Here is a 24,064-nt window from a genome sequence, read left to right as displayed (position 1 = left end):
GACCACGGTCGCGCCGCCTCCCCCGACGATCAGCCTGGCCCCGGTCACCACACCCGTGACCCGGCCTCCCGTCATCACGACGACCGAGCAGACCGTGCCCCGGATCGCGGCCCCGCCGACGGCGTCACCCGCGGAGCCGACACTGCCGCCGGTCACCACCACGACGACGACGCGTCCGGTGATCACCATCCCGCCCGTCACCACCAGACCGCGGGGCTGAGGCCCACCCGAGCCTTTCCGAGATCGGGAGCGGTGACAAGCCCGGTGCGGGAGTCGGTAAGGTGGCTTCCCGCCGGATTGGGGGGTCCACTCCGGGACCGTGAGTGTCCAGCATCGGAGGTCGGGGATGAGTGGCGGGGAGAATTTTCGGTCGGGCGAGTGGGATCACCGAGCCATCAGGTGTGCGGTCGACGCGCTGAGGCCCGCCGAGTCCGGTGCGGTGGCCGCGGCCTGGGACGACCTCGGACGCCGATTCCAGGAGTCGGTCACCGAGTTCCACGACGCGACCCGTGCCGCCGTCGACACCGGCTGGCGTGGGCCGACCGCGGACGCGGTGGCGTCGGCGCTCGACGACTACGCCGCCCACGCCGGGCAGGTCGGCGGCCGATTCACCGATGTGGCGGATGCGTTGCGGCACGCGACCACCGGAGCCGAAGCGGTCCGCGGCGCGGTGGGTCGGCCCGGCGAACACCCGACCGACTGGACCCGGGTGCTGCCCGTCAACTGGACTGCGGAAGCCGACGCCGACGCCGCAGAACAGAACGCGAAGGCCGCCATGGACACCTTCTACACCTCGGCGTATCGGGTCGCGGACGAACAACTCCCCGCTGCGGGCCTCGCCGCGACCGATGCCGCGGCAACGGCAAACGGTCAGCCGGTGGGCTTCGACATCGGACCGAACGGGGTGCACGGCATACCCAGCGATGAGCAGGTGGCCGAGCCCGAATCCGAATCCGTCCCGCGCAATGGGCACCGCAAGAGCGGCGAGGTGCTGCTCGAGGACTCGCCGGCGCCCGCACAGGCTGCGCCGGGTTCGATCGCGGGTGCGGCGCTGGCCGGGGCCGTCGGCGGCGGGGTGGCGCAGTACGCGCGCAGCATCGTGTCCTCTCACCGGACGACCACCCCCGAACGGCCGGGCGCTCCCGCCCTGCCGGCCGCGCGGGAAGACGAGGCGGAACCCCCGACGTACCTCGAAAGCATCGACGAGGGAAGCGAACTCGTCGGAAGATTGCCTCTCGTGACACCCGCGGTGATCGGCCGATAGTCGTGGGGCACTGGGTGTTGACCGGCCCGCAGTTCTCGGCATTGTGGGCCCGGACCGGCCAGGACCGCATTCCGTATCCGTTCAGGGTCACGAGCACGCTGGCCACCGCCGACGAGTACGCGGCGGAGCAGCGCCGGATCCGCGCCGCCTTCTCCGGACCCGAACACGACGCGCTCGAGTCGGCGCTGCTGGTGCTCGCCGAACCCGACCTCCGGATCGAGATCTCCGGTTCGGCAGGCGGTACCCCGGTCCGCATGACGGGAGCCATTGCACGCGGGCACGGGATCGCGGCGGTGCAGCATCCGGGCGCCGAAGTGGTGATCCGGAGCTGCGAACCGTACGACGTCGGCCGGCAGCTGATCGCTCAGCTCCCCGACACCGACGCGGGCGCGGCGGCGGGCGTCGTGGTCCCGCCGACACCGGCCGGGAGCGCACGGGCGGCCCGGATCCTCGACCGGCCGTCGAGGAGCCAGGGGGTCGTCACCGTGATCCGCGGCGCGCGGCACTCACCACGCCCCGTCGGCGGTCTGGCGTGGCGGGACATCGAGGGCGACGGCCGGTACCTCGTGTGGGGCGATTCCGCCGTGGCGGTGGAACCGGGCACGTCGTGGGACCTCCTCGGCGCCGTCACCCGGCTGACCGGACGGATCGCGGCCGGTCACCCCGTCTGAGCGCGCCACCCCCTCCTGCGCTGCGGTCTCGGCGATCGCCGCTACCGTATAGAGCGGAAGTAGGTGATTCGTGGTCGACCCGGACGGAGCAGACATGCAGGACTTCGATCTGGATTCGAGTGTGAACCGCGACTGGGCCGAGTTCCAGCGGCGCCTCGCGGACTATCTGGCAGCGATGCAGGACGAGGACCTTCTGGTCCTCGAATCGGGGTTCGAGGAGCTCGACGAATCCCAGGGGCTGATGCCGTGCATCCAGTTCGTCGTGTGGGACGGGGACACGGTGCGCTGCGAGGTGCCGTCGAACCATTACCTGCACCCCGACCGCGCACTGACCGAGGCCGAGCAGACGTACCTCACCGAGCTGGGCTGGAACCGGCCGACGCGCGGCCCGGACGACGAACCCGATGACGGCTCCCCCGCGTTCTACGTCGACAAGAAGCTGTCGTGGTCGGATCAACTGGCCGCGATGGCCGTGGCCGCGTTCCGCGACGTCTGGGGAATCACGCATCCCGCGTTCCTGAGCACCGAGACGTCGAGTACGGATCCCGAGGCCACGTTCGACCCGGTTGCGGTGCGGCCGCCGCTCGTCGCGCAACTCGACCCCGCGGCCGCCGTGATCCCCCGCGACGTCGAGCACCTCCACGAACTGATCACGCTCGCGTTGGTGCCGATGCTCGGACTGCTGCCCGAACGCGACCCGGACGGCGACGTCCCGATCCGGATGGGCAACACCATCCTGTTCGTCGGCCCGCTCGCCGACACCGTCGACGTGCAACTGTTCGCGCCGCTCGTGCACGACATCAGCGACCGCACCCGCGCCGCCGAGGTCACCGCCGACCTCAACCGCACGTGGTCACGGATCAAGTTCGTGCTGGTCGACGACCGGTTGTCGGCGTTCCTGGAAGTGTCGGGCAACCCGTTCGTCCCGCAGCACCTCACGGACAGCTGCAAGGCGTTCTCCGATTTCCTGAGCACCGTCGACAACGAGTTCGCGTCGCGGTTCGGTGGCGAACTGTTCTTCCACCGCGACTCCGGCCCGGACGCGGAGGCGGACGCGGCACCTCGCACCGAGAACCGGATGTCGTCCACCGACCTGCCGAAGGAACTCCAGACGCTGTTCCATCTCCATGCCGGGCCCGGAGGCGACACCGATCCGGCTGTCGTCACCGACGTCTGCGGTCACGACCGCGACCGGATCCTCGTGCTCCTGGACACCGGCATCGCCTGGGTGACCCGGTTGCGTGAAACCGACGATGCGTCGGCGGACCAGTGGGAGCGCATCGTCGGCGCCCTGCGCCACGCCCTCCGCACCGTCGTGCTGCCACCGACGGCGAGCGCTCCCGACACCAAGCCGCGGCCCGAGCAGATGGGGCTGTTCACCAACCCCGAGGAGCAGACCCTGTTCGACGATCCGTCGTCCTAGAAGCCGCCCTTTCGACGATCGGTCCGGGTTTCCCGGGATGTGGCGTACTGTCAGCACTATCGGAGCCGTCCAGGTTCCGCATTCAGGGATGGTCCATGGCTGACAAATCGCCCCGCAATTCCATGTCGAAGAAGTCCGGTAAGTCGCTGAAGGAGAAGCGCGCCGACAAGAAGATGAAGACCAACGGACAAAGCGATCCGGAAATCGTCTCGCACGTCAAGAAGCGCTAGCGCCCGTGCGCCTTTCTGGTAGCGGCAGCAGCCACAAAGGCGCACAAGCCGTCAGGCGACGACGGAGCGCTGGGGGACGCCCGAGTACTCGCTGAGCGGGCGAATCAAACTGTTCGACGCGCCCTGCTCGATTGCAGCGGGCCCTTCAACTCCCCGATCGCCGCGGAGGACGAGTCGCTGACCGCCGAGTCCGCCGCGCTCGCGCGAATCGGGTTGGCTCCTACTTCGCCGGGGCGCTCATCCTGCCGTACACGCTGTTCCTGGGTGCCGCCGAATCACTCCACTACGACATCGACCTGCTGGGCCTGAAGTTCGAGGTGGGGTTCGAGACGATCTGTCGCCTGCTGTCGACGCTGCAACGGCCGGGCCAGCGCGGCGTGTCGTTCTTCTTCGTCCGCACCGATGGCGCCGGGAACATTTCGAAGCGCCAGTCCGCCACCGCATTCCACTTCTCCCGAGTCGGCGGCAGCTGCCCGCTGTGGGTGGTCCACGAGGCGTTCGCGAATCCCGGCCGGATCCTCACGCAGGTGTCGAAGATGCCGGACGGGCGCGCCTACCTGTGGATCGCGCGCACCACCCACAGCGGCGGTCTCGGATATCTCGCCCCAGAACGCAATTTCGCGATCGGCCTCGGCTGCGACATCGGGTACGCCGATCGGTTGGTCTACTCACGCGTGCGCGCAACGCGCGTTCCCGCAGCTGGGCCGGTAGGCGCTCCGCGCCCGTGAGTGGTTGACGGGTCCAGGAACTCGTCAACCACTCACGGGCGTAACGCTGCTCGCACCTGAACCTCGGCCATCGCCTCCGCCTTGTCGGTGGCATCGGCGTGGATTGCGAGCAGTGCGGCTAGGGCCGTCGCCCGAACCAGTCGAGGAGTCGGGTCTGCTGCGAAGCGTCGGGAGGCACTGTGCCACTCGGGCCCTCGCCGTACGCGCCGAACGCGAGCATGTCGTCCAGATGTGGTTCGACCACACGAGACAGCCCGGCGACCACAGGCGGGTCGAGAGTTTCATCGAGGCCCGCCGCGCGGAGGAGGTCCCACGCGTGAACCACAAGGTCGACGAGCCGGAAGCGCAGGAACGCTTCGGCAGGGACGTCGCCCCTCGGGCCTGGAACTGGCTGTTCCGGTGGTGCGGCGGCGAAGGCCTCGGCCTGGTGTCGCCACGATTCGGCCACCGCGGCGACCGGGTCGTCTCCGAGCTGGTCGTCTGTGAGCATGTTCCGGGCTTGTTCACGACCGACGCCGGCAAGCAGGAGCGCAGTGAAGCGGTTTCCCACCACGACGTGCTCGACCAGGTCACGCACCGACATCTGTGACGGTGTGGGCAGGTCCCATGAGTCCACCGGCAGGTGGCGCACCACGCGCTCGAATTCGGCCGAGGCAGCGAGAATGAGTTCCACCTCTCGCACGGTAGCGGTCGTGGACTTGCTCCGGGAAGGTGCGACGTCGCGGATGTCCTTCTCGGGAACGGCGTACGGCCGGGTTTGCTTGCTGGGCTCGTCAACTAGCGGCGGCGGCAAGCGCCCGAGTCCGGCCCGCGGTGCCGTCGAGATTGTGCTCCGTCGATCAACGAGGCGACTGGATCGGTGGGTTTATCTGACCGGGGGCCCTGCGGCGGCGGCGGCAATCAGGGTGCTCGCCGCGATCTGACGCCAGCGTGCGTCGCCCACCCTGCGAAAGCCCAGGCATGAGGTGGTGGTCGAGGATCCGCCACCGGAACGGAAAAGCGCGCTACGTGCCGCGCCGGACGAAGTGCACGACCTGGCTGACGTTGAGTTGCCACCGCTCGTCCACGTCGAAACCGTAGGACCGCACGACGCGGAAGTTGGCGCCGAGCGCCACCGGATCACGGGAATCGACGGCCGCCCCGGTGTGGCTGTCGACCCCCGCGGATCGGTCGGTGAGCAGCCAGATCGCCGGACAACTCCTGATCTGGTCCGCGATGCGGTCGGGCGCCAGCGTCTCGTCCCACAACTCGCCCAGTTCCGCGGCCGTCGATCCCCGCGAGATGTCGCGGAGAGCGGCGAAGGCGGGCGGATCGACGGTCTCGACGGTGCGCATCGGGCCGGGATTCCAGACGTTCTTCAGGTCGTAGAGCACGCAGTCGCCGGGTGCGGACTCGGATTCGACGAGGTCGGCGACGCGGCTGTAATCCATGCCGCTCGGCTTGGCGTACGGTCCGCGCTGGACGAGGTAGTACGGCAGGGCGATGGCACCGAACAGTGCGAGGATCACCGCGAGAAGCGGCAGCGATCGTCGTCCGGCGAGGCCGGCGATCCACACCATCGACTGTCCGAGGAGCAGTGCGCACGCGGGAGCGGTGAACGTGAAGTAGCGACCCAGATACACGTTCTGCGACGTCAGCGAATACAGCAGCACCAGCGCGGTGGGCACCACGAGCCAGGGCACCGCGGTCGCGAGAAGCCCGGCCTGGTCGCCGTCCCGGCGGTCACGCTCCCGGACGATGCCGACCGTCACTCCGGCGACGACGAGCAGTCCTGACACGACGGCGACGGGGAGGGCGTTGTCGAAGTACTGCTCGACGAGCACGATCCACACGAGATCGAAATTCCGGCCGGCGATCCACGAGACCTGATCCGCCTGCGATTGCACCAGCACGATCACCGGCGCCGCGATCGCGATGCCCGCGCAGGCAGCCAGGACGAACGACCCGACGCAGCGACGTCCGGTCTTCGTCACCGCCAGCGTCACGACGTGCGCGGCAACGATCAGGATGCTGTAGAGGAACACCGTGGTCGAGACCGCGACAAACAGCGCATACAACACCCAGGCGGTGCCCGTCCGCCTGCGCACGGCCACGACGAACACGACGGTCACCCACACCGCCAGCGCCGCGGACAGCGCGTACGAGCGCGCTTCGATTCCGGCGGACGTCACCCGCGGCAGGATCGCGAACACGAGCGCCGCGACCAACGCCACCCGTCGCGTGGACACCAGCTTTCCGAGCACGACGAGGCCGGCGGCGCCGATCCCCACGGCCAGCACACTGGGCAGTCGCAGCCAGAACTCGGTGAGGGGGACGACGCGCAGCCAGCCATGCATGCCCAGGTAGTACGCGCCGTGGACGGCGTCGACGTCGAACAGCAACCGCACCATGTCGGGGATGTCGCGCCCGGCGACCGAGACGGTGGCGGCCTCGTCGTGCCAGAACGACGGCGACCACGACCGGAATCCCGAGATCGCGACCGCCACGAGTCCGAGCAGGAGTGGGTCGCACCATCTCGTCCACCCGAGGGTTCCCCGCTCCACACCGCTGCGCCGCGGCTCGGAAGCCAGCACGGGCAGGGGCGACGTCATTCCGCGGTTCCTCGAGGTAGGTGAAATCAGTGACCTACATGGAGACCGTTCCGGACCGCGTCGCCGTTACGTCCCGCTGCTACCCGGCGGGCGGGTCCTGCGCACCGAGCCGCCACAGCGACGTCACCTCCCGCTTGCGCGCGGCGTGCAACGCATCCGAACGGTCGGCGACCTTGCCGTGCCGGGGCGCCACGTCCCGGCGTCCGAGGACGGTCAGTCCGGCGTCGTCGATCCAGGTCAGTAATTCGTCGCGGGTCCGCAGTCCGAGATGCTCGGCGATGTCGGACAGGATGAGCCAGCCCTCTCCCCCGGGCTCGAGGTGCTCGGCCAACCCGGCCAAGAATCCGCGGAGCATCCGGCTGTCCGGATCGTAGATCGCGTACTCGATCGGCGAGGTGGGTCGGGCGGGAATCCACGGCGGGTTGCACACGACCAGCGGTGCCCGGCTGTCGGGGAACAGATCCGTTTCCACCACCTGCACCTGACCGGCGTAGCCGAGCCGGTCCAGATTCGCCCGAGCGCAGGCGAGCGCATTCGCGTCGAGTTCGGTCGCGATCACCTTCTCGACGCCGCGGTGCGCGAGGACGGCGGCCAGCACACCGGTGCCGGTGCCGATGTCGAACGCCTGCGTGTGCGGCGGCAGCGGGGTGTCGGCGACGAGGTCGACGTATTCGCCGCGAATCGGCGAGAACACGCCGTAGCCGGGGTGGATGCGCGCCCCGAGGGCGGGGATCTCGACGCCCTTCTTCTGCCACTCGTGGGCGCCGATCGCCCCGAGCAGGTCGCGCAGGGTGGTGACGGTGGGCTGGTCCGTGGGTCCGTACGCCGCGAGCACCGCCTGCCGCACGTCGGGGGCGCGTCGCAGCGGGACGGTCTGGTCGGCGTCGAACGGCACCAGCAGCATCCCGAGGATCCCCGCTCTCCGCGACTGCGTCTGCCGGTGCAGGTGGAACGCGGTGGCGGGGTCGGTGGACGTCTTGCGGGTCTTACGGTCGGTGCGGGCGGCGACAGCGGTGCCGAGCTGGCGGGCGTTGTGGAAGTCGCCGCGCCACAGCAGCGCCGTCCCCTCGCACGCCAGGCGGTACGCCTCGTCGGCGGTCATCGAGTCGTCGGCCACGCGAATCTTCTTCGGGGGCGTCGCCCCGCTGGTGGACCGCCACACCGCCGAATGCTCGGTGCCGTCCTCGGTCCAGCGGACGAACTCGGTTTCCATGAGGGAGAGCCTAGGCCTACGGCCCGTGAGTGGTTAACGAGTGCAGGGACTCGTTAACCACTCACGGGCGGCGGAGCCGCCTCACCGGAGGGTGAGGACACTCTTCCCGACGGTTCGGCGGTGTTCGAGGTCGAGCAGGGCCTCGGCCGCCGTCTCGAACGGGTACCGCGTCGGCTCCGGTATTTTCAACGCGCCCGACGCGAGCAAGGGACATAATTCGCTCCACTGCGCGGACAGTCGTCGGGGGTCCTCGGCCCACCACGAGCCCCACGCGACTCCGACTGCGGACGCGTTCTTCAGGAGCAGTCGGTTCACTTTCACCGAGGGGATGTCCCGGCCGGTGAAGCCCATCACGAGAATCCTCCCGCCCGTCGCCAGGGATCGGACGCTGTCGGTGAAGCGATCGCCCCCGACGGGGTCGACCACGACGTCCACCCCGCGGCCGTCGGTGATCGCGAGGACCTCGTCCCGCCAGTTCCCGGTGGTCACGACGTCGGAGGCGCCGAGGCTCCGCACGTACTCCGCCTTCTCCTCACTGCTGACGACCGCGAGGGTCCGCGACGCGCCGAGGTGGGGCGCCAGGGTCATCGCGGCGGTGCCGATGCCTCCCGCCGCGCCCTGGACGAGCACCGACTCCCCCTTCTCGAGGCGCCCGCGACGAACCAGCGCGAAATGCACGGTGAGGTAGTTGAACAGCAGGGCGGCGCCCGCGGACATCGAGATCGTGTCGGGGAGGGAGAAAGTCGTCTCCGGCGGCAGCGCGACCACTTCCGCCATCGCGCCGCCCACCCCGGTCAATCCGACGACCCGGTCCCCCGGAGAATATCCGCTGCCGTCAGGCGCTGACCGCACGATCCCGGCGACCTCGCCGCCCGGGACGAAGGGAAGTTCCGGCTTGTACTGGTACAGGCCCTGGGTGAGAAGCAGATCCGGGAACGACACCCCGACCGCATGAACCTCGACCAGGATCGCGGATTCGTCCGCGACGGGTTCGTCGACCTCGACCGGGGCGAGGGCCCGGGGACCGTCGAGCGCGGTGACCATCAGTGCGCGCATGCAGTTGCCCCCGCTGATGTGATTGGGAGTTCGCGGACGGCAGCCCGGCGCAGCTTGCCGACTTCGGTGCGCGGGAGGTCGGACCGGAAGTCGACGACCTTGGGTGCCGCGTAGGGTCCGACGCGTTGCGCGACGAGGTGTGTGAGTTGCGTGACGAGGTCGCCGTCGCCGGCCCGGGCGTCCGCGCGGACGACGACGGCCCGGACCACTCCGCCGCGGATCGGATCGTCGTACGCGACTGCCGCGGCGTCGGCGACCGCCGGGTGCTGCAACAGCGCGTTCTCGACCTCGACCGGGCTGATGTTGTGCCCTGACGCGATGATCATGTCGTCGTCCCGGCCGAGAATCTGCCACCGTCCCTCGGGGTCTGTGACGGCTCGGTCCTCGGTGAGGAATACGTCGCCGCGCCAGCGGTCGGCCCACAGGTCGGGGGTGTTCTCGTAGCCGCTGGACATCTGGTGCCGGGGCTGCCGCACCGCGATCAATCCCGGTTGGCCGTCGGCTACCGGTTGCCCGTCCCGGTCGGCGAGGAAGGTGTCGAAACCCGGAATCGTGGCGGACATCCAGCCCGGGCCGGACCTCGTTTCGGTGCCCTGGGTGTCGCCCAGGAGCATGCCGACCTCGGACAGTCCGTACCCGTTGCGCACGGCGGGGGCACCGGTGCCGGCCCAGGCCGCGGCGACCGCCGCGGTGAGCGGTTCACCGGCAGCGGCGACGGTGCGGAGCGTCGGCGGCACTCCCTCCTGCGCGAACGTCGCCGTCAGTCGCCGCAGGGCGGCCGGCGCGGTGGTGAGGATCGTGGCCTTCTCTTCCCGGATGACGCGATGCCAGGCCTCGGGGACGAACTTCCCGGAGTACATGACCCGCGGCACGCCCAGCGCCATGACGGCGGCACCGGTGCTGTACAGCCCGAACGCCCACGCCGGGTCCGACGTCGAGAAGACGACGCTGTCGCGGGTCGCCCCGAGAACGGCCTTCGCGTAGGGCATGACCGAGACGAAGGTGGCGTGGGTCATGGTGCACGCCTTCGGTGTTCCGGATGTTCCGCTGGTGAACAGCAGGGTGGCGGTATCCCCGAGTGCCGTGGTCGCGAGCGGGCCGTCGGCGTCGGCCCGGTCGACCTCGGTCCAGAAGGACCGGTCGTCCTTGCGGGCCGCGACGTCGCCGACGACGAACACCGCGGGATCGAGTCCGTGGGTCGCCTGCGCTTCCGCGAGGGCCGGCCGGTACCGCTGATCGACCACGACCGCGCGGACTCCCGCCGCGTCGAGGCGCAGGCCGATCGCGTCCGGGGCGAACCCGCCGAACAGCGGCACGTACACGAGCCCGGAGCGCCACGCCGCCAGGGCGGTGATCCAACTCTCGACCTGTCGCGAGAGCAGTCCGCCGACGCGGTCTCCCCGCGTCAGCCCCGCGCGTGCGAACACCCGTGCCGCCTTGGCCGCGAGCCTGTCGAGTTCGCGGTACGTCCAGCGGTCGGCCGAGCCGTCCTCGTGACGGACGGTCAGCGCCACCCGGTTCGGGTCGGCCGCGTAGCGGGTGCAGATCTCGTGGGCGGTGTTGAAGTCGCCACCGAACGGGTCGCGGTCCAGCAGGGATTCGATGTCCTGCCAGGCACCGGAGAGTGCGGACGATGCGAGTCTGTCGGGAGACATCAGTGATTCACCTTTGCAGTTTTCGTCAGGGTCAGGACCAGGACCGTGATGGCACACGCCGCGGCGATGTACGCGGCCAGGGCCCACGAACCGTCCGCCTCGGCAGCGATCGCCACCGCGATGAACGGTGCGGGAGCACTGAACACGACACCACCGAACTGATAGGCGACGGACGCGCCGGTGTACCGGACTTCGGCCGGGAACAGACCGGTGACGTAGCCGGCCACCGCGGAATAGGTGACGGCGTGACCGATGGTGATGATCAGAATCATCGCCAGCAGGACGGCGACACCCACGCCGGTCGACAGCAACCAGAAGAACGGGTACGCGATCGCGGCCATGTAGAGGGACCCGTAGATCAACATCTTCCGTGCTCCGATCCGGTCCGCGATCATCGACGCGTAGGGCACCGACAGGATGTCGAGAACACACGCGACGAGGATGCTCAACAGAATCGTCTGCCGCGAGATGCCGAGTTCCTTCGGACCGTACGACAGGACGAAGACGGTGACAAGGTAGAACGGCACGAGGGAGGCGGCCTGGGTCAGAATGCCGACGCCCAGCGCGCGCTTCTCCCCCCGCAGGACCGCGAGGATCGGGAAGTCGGCAATCTTCTTGTTGCGCTTGACGTTCTCGAACTCCGGCGATTCGACGACCTTCAGTCGCACGTACATGCCGACCGCGACCAACCCGGCACTGGCGAGGAACGGAAGCCTCCATCCCCACGCCTGCACCTTGTCCTCGGGAAGCTGCTCGACCAGAAGGAACGCGAGCGTCGCGAGCACGAGTCCGGCAGGCACGCCGGCCTGCGGCCAGCTGCCGTAGAACGCCCGCCTCTCGCGCGGTGCGTGTTCGACTGCCATCAGCACCGCGCCGCCCCATTCTCCGCCGACCGCGAAGCCCTGTGCCAGGCGCGCGAGGACGAGCAGCACGGGCGCTGCGAGACCGATCGCTCCGTAGGTGGGAATGAGTCCGATCGCGACCGTCGACGACCCCATCAGCACCAGGGAGAACACCAGCATTTTCTTGCGGCCGATCCGGTCTCCGAAGTGCCCGAAGACGATCGCGCCTGCGGGACGCGACACGAACGCGACACCGAACGTCGCGAATGCGGCCAGCGTTCCCGACAGCGGACTCAACGACGGGAAGAACGCCTTCCCGAATACCAGGGCGGCCGCTGTCCCGAAGATGAAGAAGTCGTACCACTCGATTGCCGTTCCGACGAAGGACGCGAAGGCAACCTTCCGCGGTTTGACCCGAGTGACCTCCAGGTCGTCGATGACTCTCATATCGAATCTCCCATCGCTGCTGATGTGGGGCGGTGCGGCTGCCGTGTCGATCCGGTGCCACCGCGGTTGTGATCGGGCCGTCGGGCCTCGCCCGGGGTTCGCCGATCGGACATCGCATCAGCACCGTCACCCCGTGTGGCCACGGTCACAGGTCTAGCACATCCCTGACGTCGATAGCAATCATTTTTGTACCGATCGATCCACTTAGGACTTCGCCCAAATATCGAGCTTAAACAGCGATTAGCGCGAGTTTCACGAACGCCCTGGACTATTTTTGGATCGATCAGTACATTCCTGGGAATGAACGAGAACGATCACGACGCCCCCCGCGTTGCGTTGGTCTCCGGCGGGTCCCGCGGCATCGGAGCCGCCGTCACCACAGCCCTGACACGGCGCGGCTGCCGGGTGGGCTGCACGTACCGGACCAGACGTGACGACGCCGAGAAGCTCGCCGCGGACGCCCCCGAACAGGTACTCCCAATCCGTTTCGACCTGCACGACGACACCACGGCGCCCACGGCGGTGGAGCGCGTCGTCTCGCACTGGGGACACCTCGATTCGCTCGTCCTGAACGCGGGCCAGTGGTCGGGCGGGCGGCTCGTCGAGACGGACCCGGACGCCTGGTGGAGCGTGATAGAGACGAACCTCCGCGGCACCGTCGCCCTCGCCCGGGCCGCGCTACCCCACCTCGCGCACGGCAGGTCACCGAGCATCGTTCTCGTGTCGTCGGTCGTCGGCCTGATCGGTCACGCCGGCGACACCGCGTACGCGAGTGCGAAGTCCGCGATGATCGGCTTCGGTCGCTCACTCGCCAAGGAGGTCGCACGTGACGGCATCCGGGTCAACGTGCTGGCCCCCGGCTTCGTCACCACCGACATGACCGACGCGGTGCCCGACTCCGCACGTAGGCGCATCGAACGAGAAACCGTCCTCGGCCGATTCGGCACCGTCGACGAAATCGCCAAGGCCGCAGTCTTCCTCAGCGAAGACGCCACATTCTGCACTGGCTCCGTCCTCACCGCCGACGGCGGCTGGGCGCTGTGACACACCACGACTGCAACGACCAACAACGAAGGGACACAACACCATGACCGCGACACTCACGCATTCGGTCGGCATTCCGGAGTCGGAGTACCTGGCGCTCCGGGACCGCATTTTCGAAGCGATCTGGTCCGAACTCGATCCACTCGAACAGCGAATCGAGGACGACGAGCAGGTTCCGCACGACATCGTCATGCCCATCCTCGAGCGGATCGGCGCGCTCGGCCTGCTCGTCCCCCGCGAGTACGGCGGCAGCGGCCTCTCGATCGCCCAGTACCTGCCGATCATCGCCGAGTTCGCCAAGGTGCAGGGCGGGCTCCGGGTCATCGTCCACGTGCACAACTCCTTCGCCCACGCACTCTCCGAGATCGGCAGCGACCGGCAGAAGGCGGACGTGCTGCCGGGCACGGCCACGGGCCGGAACTCGGTCGCGTTCGCGCTGACGGAGCCGGGTTTCGGGACGGGCGCCGACCTCGGGTCGACCGCGGTGCGCGAGGGCGACGATTACATCCTGAACGGCGAGAAGTGGTTGATCACCAACTCGGACATCGCGTCTCACTTCATCGTCTTCGCGAAGACATCCGACACCGACGTCTCCGCGTTCCTCGTTCCCCGCGCGACCGACGGTCTCTCGATCGCAGCACTTCCCGAGACGATGGGATGCAAGGGCACCGAGCACGGACGCGTCACCCTCGACTCCGTCCGGGTGCCCGCCACCGCCCTCGTCGGCGTGGAGGGGCAGGGAAACGAGCACCTCGAACGCGCACTGGAGATCAGCCGGGTGTTCATCGCGGCAAGCTCCCTCGGCACGTCCGAGCGCGCCCTCGAACTGTCGATCGCCCACGCGAAGAGCCGTGTCACATTCGGCAAGCCGATCGGCACACGGCAGGCCATCCAGCGCTACCTGGCGGAGATGGCCACCGATGTCTACGCCCTGCGCGGGATCCTGGCCGACGCAGCACAGAAGTGGGATGCCGGCGAACGGATTCCCGCCGAGGCCAGCATGTGCAAGCTGTTCGGCCTCGAAGCCGTCGGCCGGGTGACCGACCGGGCTCTGCTCATCCACGGCGGAATCGGATACACGCGCGCGCATCCGATCGAGCGCCTCTACCGGGACGCCCGCCTCAACTGGCTCGAGGAGGGGACCCCGACGATCCAGTACCTGGTCACGGCGGGACGCCTGCTCGACGGGTACGCGTTCTCCGACGCCTTCGAGACGTCGCGTCAGCCCTGACATCCGCACGACAGCCGCCCTGCGGCCGGGAACGGCCACAGGGCGGCACCACGCTCTCGAAGGAGAAGAACAATGACGGATCACGACCCCACCGTCCTCGTCGCGGGGGCGCGAACCCCGTTCGGACGCTTCATGGGATCCCTGTCGAGCCTGAGCGCCCAGGAACTGGGTAGCCACGCGATCGGTGGTGCGCTGGAATCGGCCGGCGTCGACGCACGCGCCGTCGACCACGTCGTCATGGGCCAGGTGCTCACCGCGGGCAGTGGCCAACTGCCGGCGCGCGTCGCGGCGGCAGCCGCCGGAATCCCCATGACCGCACCGGCACTGACCATCAACCGGATGTGCCTCTCCGGAATCGACGCGATAACGCTGGCGCACCAGATGATCTCCGCCGGCGACGCGGACATCGTCGTCGCCGGCGGTCAGGAATCGATGAGCACTGCGCCGCACCTGCTGACGAACAGTCGTCGCGGACACAGGTACGGCGACACGGTTCTGATCGACCACCTCGCGTTCGACGGGCTCCAGGACGCCTTCACGGGGTCGTCGATGGGGGCGCTGACCGAGTCGAGGAATCCCGAGTACGGGATCAGCCGCGAGGCCCAGGACGAGTGGGCCGCGCGCTCGCACCGTGCGGCCGCACGCGCACGAAAGGACGGCGTCTTCGCGGCCGAGATCGTTCCCGTTCCGATCAGATCCGGGCGGGGTGAGTCGACCGACGTGAGCCACGACGAGGGCATCCGGGCCGACACCTCGGCGGCCGACCTCGCCGGTCTGCCTCCGGCTTTCGCCGCAGGCGGCTCGCTGACGGCGGGCAACTCGTCACCGATCTCCGACGGTGCCTGCGCCGTCGTGGTCACACGGAAGTCGACGGCCGTCCGGCTCGGACTGTCGTGGCTGGCCGAGATCGGATCACGCGCTGTGGTCGCCGGACCCGATTCGGGTCTGCACGAGCAGCCGTCGAACGCCATCCAGGCCGCGTGCCGACGCGAGGGGATCGCGCCTCGCGACCTCGATCTCGTCGAGATCAACGAGGCGTTCGCCGCCGTCACACTCGTCTCGTCCGAACGCCTCGGTCTCGACGCGGACCGGGTGAACGTCAACGGCGGCGCGATCGCGCTCGGCCACCCGATCGGCGTCTCGGGGGCACGGATCGTCCTGCACCTCGCGCTCGAACTGCGACGCCGCGGAGGTGGCGTCGGCGCAGCCGCGCTGTGCGGGGGCGGCGGCCAGGGGCAGGCCCTGATCGTGCACGTCGAACGGTGATTCGATGAGCACCAAGTACGACCTCAACCGCGCCGAAATTCTGCGCGTGTCCGCCGAGCTGTTCGCGAGGTCGGGCTACCACGGCACCGGGATCGCCGACCTGGGCACGGCGGTGGGGCTCGGCCGCGGGGCGCTCTACCACTACATCGGCAGCAAGGAGGAGGTCCTGTTCGCGATCAGCAGCCGGCAACTCGCGCAGATGAACACGGTCGCCGACGAACTCGCCCTGACCGAACCGGATCCGGAGCGCCGCCTCCGCGGTCTCGCGCGCGCCCTGCTCCGCAACATCGCCGAACACCGCGCGGAGTGGACGGTGTTCTTCCGCGAGTACCACGCCCTGACCGGTGATCGGCGTGTGCGGGTCGTCGCGGCCCGCGAACGGTACGAATCGCATTGGCGGCACGCGTTCGACCAAGGCGTCCGGGACGGGGTGTTCACACTGTTGCCGCCGTTGATGATCAAGGGTGTGCTCGGCATGTTCAACTACAGCTACCTCTGGCTCACCGCCGACGGGACCCGCACCCCCGAAGAGATCGCCGACGGGTTTCTCGACGCCCTGATCACCGGGCTGGCCGCGCCGAACCCGTGATCTGGGCCGTCTAGACTCACATCTTCGACCGCCGGGAGACAAAGGGGCCCTTCGATGAGCGACAAGTACGACGCCAACCGGGACCGAGTCCTGCAGGTGGCCGCCGAATTGTTCGCGAAGTCGGGCTACCACGGCACCGGGGTCGCCGAGATCGGTGAGGCCACCGGGCTGGGCCGGGGCGCGCTGTACCACTACATCGGCAGCAAGGAGGCAATCCTCTACGAGATCAGCAGCCGGCAACTCGCGCAGATGAACACGGTGGCCGACGAACTCGCGCTGTCCGAGGCCGATCCGGAGAAACGGCTGCGCGGTCTTGCACGAGCCCTCATGCGGAACATCGCCGAGCACCGTGCGGAGTGGACGGTGTTCTTCCGCGAGTACCACGCCCTGACGGACGAGCGTCGTGATCGCATCATCGCCGAACGTGAACGCTACGAATCGCATTGGCGGAACGCGCTGGAGCAGGGCATCCGCGACGGACAGTTCCGGGCTCTCCCGCGGCTGATGGTCAAGGGCCTGCTGGGCATGTTCAACTACAGCTACCTGTGGATCACCCCCGCGGGCGCCGAGACACCCGAAGAGATCGCGGACGAGTTCCTCGACGCCGTCGTCACGGGGATGCGGGCGTGAGGCGCTTCGCACCCGTGCGCGGTGAGCGAGTCTCTGCACTCGTTCGCCGCGCACGGGCGGCGGAGCCGCTGAGTATCCTCGTCACATGAGTCCGTCGTCGGCCACCCCTGCCCGTTGCTCCATCGCGCGCACCCTCGAACTCCTGGGCGACAAGTGGACGCTGCTCATCGTCCGCGACGCCTTCTGGGGCCACAGCCGGTTCTCGGAGTTCACCCGCAGTCTCGGGGTGGCGTCCGACGTGCTCACCGCACGGTTGGCGATGCTCGTCGACGAAGGAATCCTCGAACGCCGCGCCTATCGCCAGGAGGGGTCGCGGGAACGTCGGGAGTACGTGCTGACCGAGAAGGGCAAGCAGTTGCATGTCGTGATCGGGGCGCTGGGACAGTTCGGGCGCGACCATCTGCCGCGGCCGGGTAGCACCTCCCCCGAGTACACCGACGAGACCACCGGCGAGGCCGTGTCCCTCGCCTTCGTCACCGACGACGGTCGCCGCGTTCCGGCATCGACTCTGCATGTACAGCAGGGCGCTCCGGCCCCGGCCGGCAATCCGCAGGGTTAACCGGAACTCGTGAGGAACGGGGCGCGACCTCGTCGTATCCATGCTAACTTGGAAATTCCAAGTTAGTGAGAGGCAAGGCAACCATGTCTGTACAACACGGAGTTCACGCAGTCGAGAATTTCTGGGCCCGGGTGTGGCAGTCACCCCAGGATCCCCACGCGATCGACGAGCTCGTCGTCGACGATTTCGTCATCGTCACCGGTGGGGAGGCCATCCGCGGCCGCGACACCTTCAAGGAATGGGTGCTGAAGTTTCAGTCGACCGTCGAGGATCTGGAGTTCATCCCCGTCGAAACGTTCCAGAACGAGGACGGTTCCCGCGTCGCGTCGCTGTGGGAAATGACCGGCCGCAATCGCGGATTCATGGGCACCGAACCGGACGGGCAACCGATCCATCTGACGGGTACCGCGGTGTGGAACGTCCGGGCCGACGGGATGCTCGAATCCAACCGCGTCGAGCGCAATGCCTGGGAACTGCACCGGCGGCTGACGGCCTAGGCGCTTCGCGCCCGTGAGTGGTTAACGAGTGCAGGCACTCGCTAACCACTCACGGGCGGCGGAGCCGCCTACTTGGCTGCCGCGATCCGGGCCTCGGCGACGGCGTCGGCTGCGGCGCCGGCGAGGATGCCGTCCCGCTTCGCGACGTCGAGGATCTGCACGACGGTGGCGAAGATCTTCTCGACCTGCGCGCGGACGTCGTCGGCGGACGTGCCGAGCCGCTCGCCGGCGACCTGGATGAGTCCGCCGCCGTTGGCGACGTAGTCGGGGACCCAGGTGATGCCGCGTTCGCCGAGGTCGTGCTCGACCGCGGGGTGGGCGAGCTGGTTGTTCGCGGCCCCGCAGATCACCTGGGCGGTGATCGCGGCGACGGACTCGTCGGTGAGCGTGGCGCCCATCGCGCAGGGTGCGTAGACGTCGAGTTCCTGGTCGATGACGGTGGACGCGATCTTGACCTCGGGGAAGTCGCGGGCGACGCGGTCGAGTGCGGCGGCGTCGACGTCGGTGGCGACCACCGATGCGCCGTCGGCGAGCAGCAGCTTGATCAGCTGGTAGCCGACCTTGCCGGTGCCCTCGACGCCGACGGTGCGGCCGGCGAGGCTCGGGGTGCCCCACTTCGCCTGGGCGGCGGCGCGCATCCCCTGGAACACGCCGAGGGCGGTCATCGGGGCGCTGTCGCCGGACCCGCCGGCGGACGTGTTGCGTCCGACGACGTAGTCGGTGGCGCGGCCCATCACGTCGAGGTCGTCGGAGTTGGTGCCCACGTCGCCGGCGGTGATGTACCGGCCGCCGAGCGTCTGGACGAAGCGGGCGTACGCCTCGAGCAGCGCTTCCGACTTGCCGGTGGCGGGGTCGCCGATGATGACGGCCTTGCCGCCGCCGAGGTCGACTCCGGCGATCGCCGACTTGTAGGTCATGCCCCGCGACAGGCGCAGCACGTCCTTGAGCGCGGCGGCCTCGTCGGCGTACGGGTAGAAGCGGGTGCCGCCGAGCGCCGGTCCGAGGGTGGTGTCGTGGATCGCGACGATCGCCTTGAGCCCGGTGGCGGGGTCCTGGAAGAACGTCACCTGCTCGTGGGCGGTGTCGGTGGGGAAATCGGTGCGCTCGAACACTCCAGCGTTTTCGGGCAGTGCGGTGTCGTGACGTTCCGCGGTGAGAGTCATGTCTTCTCAGGACCTTTCCGGAGTGGTGGCAATCGTGATGGTGGAGGTGTCGACGCCGAGTTCGGCGAGACGCTGGAGGTAGACGGTGACGTTGCGCAGCTTCACGTCCTCGTAGCCCCGGACGAGGTCGGGGGTCGCGGCGATCAGCGTTGCGGTGTCGTAGGTGTCGGCGGAGAGGTCGGCGACGAGGCCGGCCACCGTGGTCTCGTAGTGCGCGAGCAGCTGACGCTCGAGACGACGGACCTTGGCGTAGCCGAACGGGTCGAACGCGGTGCCGCGCAGGAACTTCGCCTTGGCGAGGGTCTTGAGCGCGACGTGCGAGCGGGGGCCGAAACCGATCTTGGTCTTGCGGCCCATGGCCTTGAGGACGGGCGGGTGCAGCTTGTAGGTGAGCTTGCCCGCGCCGGGGACCTCGCCGGCGGCGGCGTCGAGGAACGCCTGGTCGGTGAGCATCCGGGCCACTTCGTATTCGTCCTTGTAGGCGGTGAGCTTGTGCAGGCCGGCGGCGACGGCCTCGCTGAACTCGGTCCGGCTGCCCAGCTCGCGCTCGGCGTCCCATGCCTGCTGCACCAGGGCGATGTAGCGGGCGGCGACGCGGTCACCCTGGAACGCAACGAGGTTCGCGGCGCGGCGTTCGGTGAGTTCGAGCGTCGTGCCGTCGAGGGTGGATCCGGCGAACAGGTGCGTCGGGACGACGGTGTCGCTGCGCTGAGCCACGGCGGCCGAGCTGGTGGCGGCCAGGAAGGCCTCCCGGTCGGCGACGGCGACGCGTCCCCAGTGGAACGCGGCCTTGTTGGACTCGACGGCCACCCCGTTGATCTCGAGGGCCTCCTCGATGAACCGTGCGGGGACGGGCAGTCCGCCGGCCTGGTAGGCCGCACCGACCAGCAGGAAGTTGGCGGCGGCGGTGCTACCGAACAGTGCGGTGGCGGCGGCGAGCCCGTCGATGGCGGTCAGTTCGCGGGCCGAGACGTCGAGACGCTCGAGCAGCTTGTCCTCGTCCGGGTAGCGGACTGCGGGGTCGTAGACCATGTCGCCGGTCGGGGTCTGGCTGGTCGACGCGACGGTGATGGTCCGGTCGGAGCTGCCGAAGCCGGCGTACTTGGCGTCGGCCGCGGTCAGCAGGTCGAATGCGAGGACGCAGTCGGCGGTCGCGGGGCTGATCCGGTTGGACGGCGCCGAGCTCCCTGTCCTCGTCTTCTGATCGCTGAGCCGCAGGTGCGACGTGACGGGTCCGGCCTTCTGGCTGAGACCGGTCTGGTCGAGTCCCTCGACGTGCAGCCCGGCGCGCAGCGCGGCCATGCCCAGCACCTGGTTGACGGTGACGATGCCGGTACCGCCGACACCGGCCATGAACAGGTTGTGCGTTCCGGTCCACACGGCGGGATCGGGGTCGCCGACCTCCGGCGGAACGGGGATCTCGCGCAACGTCTTCGGCGCGCCTTCCTCGGGCAGCTCGACCGTCACGAACGACGGGCAGTCGCCCTCGAGGCAGGAGTAGTCGGTGTTGCAGCTGGTCTGGTCGATCTTGGTCTTGCGGCCGAATTCGGTGTCGACGGGCTGCACGGACAGGCAGTTGGACTTGACGCCGCAGTCGCCGCAGCCCTCGCAGACGGCCTCGTTGATGACGACGCGGGTGCGGCGGGCGGGCAGCTTGCCGCGCTTGCGCTTGCGGCGGGCCTCGGCGGCGCACTGCTGGTCGAAGATCAGCACGGTGACGCCCTCGATGTCGCGCAGGACGCGCTGCGCCTCGTCGAGCCGGGTCCGGTCCCACAGCAGTGTGTTGGCGGCGAAGTGGGCGCCCTTGTGCCGCTTGGGATCCTCGGCGCACACGATGATCTGCTTGACGCCCTCGGACGCCAGCTTGTGGGTCAGCTGCGGCACGGTCAGCCCGGCCTCGGCGTCCTGCGCGCCGGTCATCGCGACGGCGGAGTTGTAGAGCACCTTGTACGTGATGTTGACGCCGGCGGCGACGCACGCCTGCACGGCGAGCTGACCGGAGTGGAAGTAGGTGCCGTCGCCGACGTTCTGGAACATGTGCTTGACGTCGCTGAACGGGGCCTGCCCGATCCACTGCGCGCCCTCGCCGCCCATCTGGGTGAGCATCGTGACGGCGCTGTCGGTGCGACCGGACATCGTGACCAGCGTGTGGCAGCCGATGCCGCCGCCCGCGATCGATCCCTCGGGCACCGCGGTGGAGCGGTTGTGCGGGCAGCCGGAGCAGAAGTACGGGGTGCGCGACGTCGGGAGGACGGTCAGCTCGAGGCGCGGCGGTGGGGCCGGCGTCAGCGCGACCCGGTCCTTCAGGACGCGGCGCAACGGTCCGGTGAGACGGGCGGCGGTCAGTTCACCGTCGACGGGGATCAGGTTCTTGCCCTGCGTGTTCTTCTTCCCCAGCACCGCGGGCGCGCTGGCGCCGCCGTAGAGGATGTCCTTGAGCTGCGACTCGACGAACGGCATCTTCTCCTCGACGACGAGGACCTGCTCGACGCCGTCGGCGAGTTCGCGAACCTTGTCGGCGCCCAGGGGGTAGGGCATGCCGATGCGGAGGATGCGGATGCCGGCGTCCTCGAGCTGGGAGTCGCCGAGCCCGAGGTCGAGCAGGGCCTGGCGCAGCGAGTCGTAGGCGGTGCCGACGGCGGCGATGCCCAGCCACGCGGTGCGCGGGTTGACCTCGATCTTGTCGATCTCGTTGGCGGCGTTGAACGCCTCGACCATCGCCCAGCGCGGCCCGTACAGGTCGGCCTCGGCGTAGACACTGTCGGGCGGGGACGCGAGCACGCGCTGCCGGTACGACCACGGCTTGCCGTTCCACTCGATCTCGGGGAGCACGATGTCGAGGTCGGCGAAGTTCCGGTCGAGGGTCCACAGTCCGTCGGCCACGTCGGCGACGATCTTCATGCCCGACCAGCAGCCGGAGATCCGCGACAGCGCCACACCGTAGAGGCCGAACGTGATGACCTCTTCGGCGTTGCGCGGGAAGAACACGGGCATGCCCATCGCGGCCATGGACCGCTCGCTGGCGCAGGGGATGGTGGAGGACTTGGCGTTGGGGTCGTCGCCGACGAGGACGAGGACGCCGCCGCGGGCGTTGGCGCCGTACATGGCGGCGTGCCGGATGGAGTCGCTGGCGCGGTCGAGGCCGGGACCCTTGCCGTACCAGACGCCGACGACGCCGTCGTGGGTGCGCTCGCCCTGCGGGAGGTCGACCTGGCTGCCCCAGACGGACGTCGCGGCGAGTTCCTCGTTCATGCCGGGCACGAACTTCACGTCGTGGTCGGTGCTCAACGTGGGGATGGCGGCGATGGTGCGGTCGAGGCCGGCGAGGGGGCTGCCCTGGTAGCCGGAGACGAACGTCGCGACGTTCAGTCCCGCGCGGCGGTCGCGTTCGTGCTGCTCCACCAGCTGGCGGGCGATGGCCTGGACACCGGTCATCAACACCGGGCCCGAGTCGGCCCGGTATCGGTCGGCGAGATCAAAGGATGCTGCACTGGTGCGAGCGTCGTCTAGCTGAGTCATCTGCGATTCCCGATCCGTCGCGTTGAGCATTTCGTGAGCTTGATCCTGTATCTGGTCTAAGATTTGGTCAACGCAAATCGGATCAACTGATCAGTTCACGCAACAGGTGACGGTCGTCACTTCCCGGAGGTACCCAAAGTGCTCAGCATCGACAAGCTCGACGTGCAGTTGCTCGGACTGCTCGGCAAGGACTCACGCATGAGCGTGGCCGAACTCGCCAACTCGCTGGGCGTCGCCCGCAACACCGTGCAGTCCCGGATGAAGCGCATGGAGACCAGCGGACTGCTCACCGGCTTCCGCCCCAACCTCGACCTCGCCGAGGTCGGGATTCCCATCCAGGCGTTCGTCGGGCTCGAACTCGAACAGGGCAAGCTCACCGCCGTCGGCAACCGCCTCGTCGACCTGCCGGAGGTCATCGAGATCCACGCGACCACCGGCCGCGAAGACCTGCTGGTGCGGGTGGCCACGTCCACGCACGCGGAGCTGCAGAAGTTGCTGGAGAAGATCGCGAACCTGCCCGGCATCACGCATTCGACCACCACCATCGCGCTGACCAGCCCGCTGCCGTACCGGATTCAGCCGCTGCTCGAGCACCTCACCGACGACTCCGGGTGGGGCCGGTCCACGGCACTGCCCCGTTCACAGCGCTAGCTCCGGTGCAGTAGTTTCAGACCATGAGTGAGAGTCAGGGACGAATCGCGTTCATCCAGGCCACGTGGCACCGCAACATCGTCGACCGCGCACGCGAGGGCTTCACCGATGAGGTGAACACGCTGGGGTATTCGAAGGACGAACTGGACTTCTTCGAGGTGCCGGGCGCGTTCGAGATCCCGCTGCACGCACGCCGCCTCGCCCTCACCGGCCGTTACGACGCCGTCGTCGCCGCCGCGCTCGTCGTGGACGGTGGCATCTACCGGCACGAGTTCGTCGCGACCGCGGTGATCGACGGCCTCATGCGCGTGCAACTCGACACGGATGTGCCGGTGTTCTCGGTTGTGCTGACGCCGCACCACTTCCACGAGCACGACGAGCACCTCAACTACTTCCACGATCACTTCGTGAAGAAGGGCGCCGAGGCCGCTCGCGCCTGCGTCGCCACCGTCACGTCGCTGAAGTCGCTCCCGACCGCGAACTGAGATTCGCCCACTCCGAACCCGATACGAGAAACCACCGTCAGTACATGCTGACGGTGGTTTCTCGTCTTACCGGTCGTTCGCGTGCCGGTGCTGGACGTAGAGGAGCCAGAACACGGGCGCGCCGACGACGGCGAGGATGGTCGCGAACACGCGGAGCCCGACGTTCCCTTCGCCGAAGGGGGCGATCATGAGGACAATCGTGCAGACGACGGCGCCGAGGAGTCGCCAGTGCGCGCCGAAGAAGCCTGCGACCATCGCCCGTGCGTTGCGGGCGACGATGCGCGCCGGCGATTCGGGCTCGGGTGGGGGC

22 protein-coding genes and 3 pseudogenes are annotated in these 24,064 nt (G+C 68.8%); 14 read left to right on the top strand and 11 right to left on the bottom strand.

Features of this window, described 5'->3' with window-relative positions:
- A partial coding sequence (locus G9373_RS46000; RefSeq protein WP_206033321.1) for a hypothetical protein occupies positions 1-189 on the bottom strand: 189 nt, incomplete at its 3' end.
- 157 nt (positions 190-346) lie between these two features.
- Here G9373_RS46000 and G9373_RS38190 point away from each other — a divergent pair.
- From G9373_RS38190 to G9373_RS47915, 4 genes are all read left to right on the top strand, one after another.
- Positions 347-1,264: a PPE domain-containing protein gene (locus G9373_RS38190; protein ID WP_167120143.1), complete on the top strand. Its 918-nt coding sequence runs from the start codon at positions 347-349 to the stop codon at positions 1,262-1,264.
- A 14-nt stretch (positions 1,265-1,278) separates the two neighbouring features.
- Positions 1,279-1,935, top strand: a complete 657-nt coding sequence (locus G9373_RS38185) for an ESX secretion-associated protein EspG (protein WP_167120140.1) — start codon at positions 1,279-1,281, stop codon at positions 1,933-1,935.
- 70 nt (positions 1,936-2,005) lie between these two features.
- A complete protein-coding gene (locus G9373_RS38180; protein WP_167120137.1) occupies positions 2,006-3,358 on the top strand; it encodes a hypothetical protein in 1,353 nt (450 codons plus the stop codon).
- A 95-nt stretch (positions 3,359-3,453) separates the two neighbouring features.
- Complete coding sequence (locus tag G9373_RS47915; protein ID WP_005254130.1) at positions 3,454-3,588, top strand: hypothetical protein; 135 nt, start codon at positions 3,454-3,456, stop codon at positions 3,586-3,588.
- A gap of 51 nt (positions 3,589-3,639) precedes the next feature.
- Here the strand turns inward: G9373_RS47915 and G9373_RS47105 are convergent.
- Positions 3,640-3,720, bottom strand: a pseudogene (locus G9373_RS47105) (citrate (Si)-synthase); the annotation flags it as partial.
- A gap of 30 nt (positions 3,721-3,750) precedes the next feature.
- On the opposite strand from G9373_RS47105, the pseudogene G9373_RS38170 reads away from it, so the two are divergent.
- A pseudogene (locus G9373_RS38170) lies at positions 3,751-4,259 on the top strand (short-chain fatty acyl-CoA regulator family protein); the annotation flags it as partial.
- Between the two features lie 175 nt (positions 4,260-4,434).
- Here G9373_RS38170 and G9373_RS38165 read toward each other — a convergent pair.
- The 6 genes from G9373_RS38165 to G9373_RS38140 all read right to left on the bottom strand — a co-directional run bounded on the left by G9373_RS38165 (position 4,435) and on the right by G9373_RS38140 (position 12,120).
- A complete protein-coding gene (locus tag G9373_RS38165) occupies positions 4,435-4,989 on the bottom strand; it encodes a TIGR03086 family metal-binding protein (protein ID WP_005570539.1) in 555 nt (184 codons plus the stop codon).
- A 331-nt stretch (positions 4,990-5,320) separates the two neighbouring features.
- Positions 5,321-6,907 (bottom strand): glycosyltransferase family 39 protein, encoded by a 1,587-nt coding sequence (locus G9373_RS38160; protein ID WP_133984712.1) that lies wholly within the window; start codon positions 6,905-6,907, stop codon positions 5,321-5,323.
- Between the two features lie 79 nt (positions 6,908-6,986).
- Entirely contained in the window at positions 6,987-8,120 is a 1,134-nt protein-coding gene (locus G9373_RS38155) for a class I SAM-dependent methyltransferase (protein WP_133984714.1), read from the bottom strand.
- An 81-nt stretch (positions 8,121-8,201) separates the two neighbouring features.
- Complete coding sequence (locus tag G9373_RS38150) at positions 8,202-9,176, bottom strand: NADPH:quinone oxidoreductase family protein (protein WP_005254124.1); 975 nt, start codon at positions 9,174-9,176, stop codon at positions 8,202-8,204.
- On the bottom strand, positions 9,164-10,831 hold the full coding sequence (locus tag G9373_RS38145; RefSeq protein ID WP_167120134.1) for an AMP-binding protein: 1,668 nt from the start codon (positions 10,829-10,831) through the stop codon (positions 9,164-9,166). Before G9373_RS38145 ends, G9373_RS38150 begins: the two co-directional genes overlap by 13 nt.
- Positions 10,831-12,120, bottom strand: a complete 1,290-nt coding sequence (locus tag G9373_RS38140; RefSeq protein WP_167120130.1) for an MFS transporter — start codon at positions 12,118-12,120, stop codon at positions 10,831-10,833. The genes G9373_RS38145 and G9373_RS38140 overlap by 1 nt, the downstream gene beginning before the upstream one ends.
- Before the next feature lie 300 nt (positions 12,121-12,420).
- Here G9373_RS38140 and G9373_RS38135 point away from each other — a divergent pair, with 300 nt between their 5' ends.
- The 7 genes from G9373_RS38135 to G9373_RS38105 all read left to right on the top strand — a co-directional run bounded on the left by G9373_RS38135 (position 12,421) and on the right by G9373_RS38105 (position 17,936).
- A complete protein-coding gene (locus G9373_RS38135; protein ID WP_133984720.1) occupies positions 12,421-13,164 on the top strand; it encodes an SDR family oxidoreductase in 744 nt (247 codons plus the stop codon).
- A 43-nt stretch (positions 13,165-13,207) separates the two neighbouring features.
- On the top strand, positions 13,208-14,395 hold the full coding sequence (locus G9373_RS38130) for an acyl-CoA dehydrogenase family protein (RefSeq protein ID WP_133984722.1): 1,188 nt from the start codon (positions 13,208-13,210) through the stop codon (positions 14,393-14,395).
- Positions 14,396-14,467: 72 nt separating this feature from the next.
- Positions 14,468-15,661 (top strand): acetyl-CoA C-acetyltransferase, encoded by a 1,194-nt coding sequence (locus tag G9373_RS38125; RefSeq protein WP_005254119.1) that lies wholly within the window; start codon positions 14,468-14,470, stop codon positions 15,659-15,661.
- A gap of 4 nt (positions 15,662-15,665) precedes the next feature.
- Positions 15,666-16,250, top strand: a complete 585-nt coding sequence (locus G9373_RS38120) for a TetR/AcrR family transcriptional regulator (RefSeq protein WP_005254118.1) — start codon at positions 15,666-15,668, stop codon at positions 16,248-16,250.
- Between the two features lie 54 nt (positions 16,251-16,304).
- Entirely contained in the window at positions 16,305-16,880 is a 576-nt protein-coding gene (locus tag G9373_RS38115) for a TetR/AcrR family transcriptional regulator (RefSeq protein WP_005252730.1), read from the top strand.
- Between the two features lie 85 nt (positions 16,881-16,965).
- Positions 16,966-17,439, top strand: a complete 474-nt coding sequence (locus tag G9373_RS38110; protein ID WP_005570550.1) for a helix-turn-helix domain-containing protein — start codon at positions 16,966-16,968, stop codon at positions 17,437-17,439.
- Positions 17,440-17,522: 83 nt separating this feature from the next.
- Positions 17,523-17,936 (top strand): nuclear transport factor 2 family protein, encoded by a 414-nt coding sequence (locus G9373_RS38105; RefSeq protein WP_037203123.1) that lies wholly within the window; start codon positions 17,523-17,525, stop codon positions 17,934-17,936.
- A 68-nt stretch (positions 17,937-18,004) separates the two neighbouring features.
- Here the strand turns inward: G9373_RS38105 and G9373_RS38100 are convergent, their stop codons facing one another.
- Together G9373_RS38100 and G9373_RS38095 are read right to left on the bottom strand one after the other, a co-directional pair.
- Positions 18,005-19,099, bottom strand: a complete 1,095-nt coding sequence (locus tag G9373_RS38100) for a Glu/Leu/Phe/Val dehydrogenase dimerization domain-containing protein (protein ID WP_005254115.1) — start codon at positions 19,097-19,099, stop codon at positions 18,005-18,007.
- Between the two features lie 6 nt (positions 19,100-19,105).
- Entirely contained in the window at positions 19,106-22,618 is a 3,513-nt protein-coding gene (locus G9373_RS38095) for an indolepyruvate ferredoxin oxidoreductase family protein (protein ID WP_346842901.1), read from the bottom strand.
- 138 nt (positions 22,619-22,756) lie between these two features.
- Here G9373_RS38095 and G9373_RS38090 point away from each other — a divergent pair, with 138 nt between their 5' ends.
- Entirely contained in the window at positions 22,757-23,269 is a 513-nt protein-coding gene (locus G9373_RS38090; RefSeq protein ID WP_005252722.1) for an Lrp/AsnC family transcriptional regulator, read from the top strand.
- A 23-nt stretch (positions 23,270-23,292) separates the two neighbouring features.
- Positions 23,293-23,754 (top strand): 6,7-dimethyl-8-ribityllumazine synthase, encoded by a 462-nt coding sequence (locus G9373_RS38085; protein WP_005252720.1) that lies wholly within the window; start codon positions 23,293-23,295, stop codon positions 23,752-23,754.
- Positions 23,755-23,820: 66 nt separating this feature from the next.
- Here G9373_RS38085 and G9373_RS38080 read toward each other — a convergent pair.
- Positions 23,821-24,064, bottom strand: a pseudogene (locus tag G9373_RS38080) (restriction endonuclease); the annotation flags it as partial.

This window comes from Rhodococcus sp. A14, assembly GCF_011603105.1.
Taxonomy (GTDB): domain Bacteria; phylum Actinomycetota; class Actinomycetes; order Mycobacteriales; family Mycobacteriaceae; genus Rhodococcus_F; species Rhodococcus_F opacus.
The sequence above is the reverse complement of the archived record's forward strand: the minus strand, read 5'-3'. Positions and strand labels throughout refer to the sequence as shown.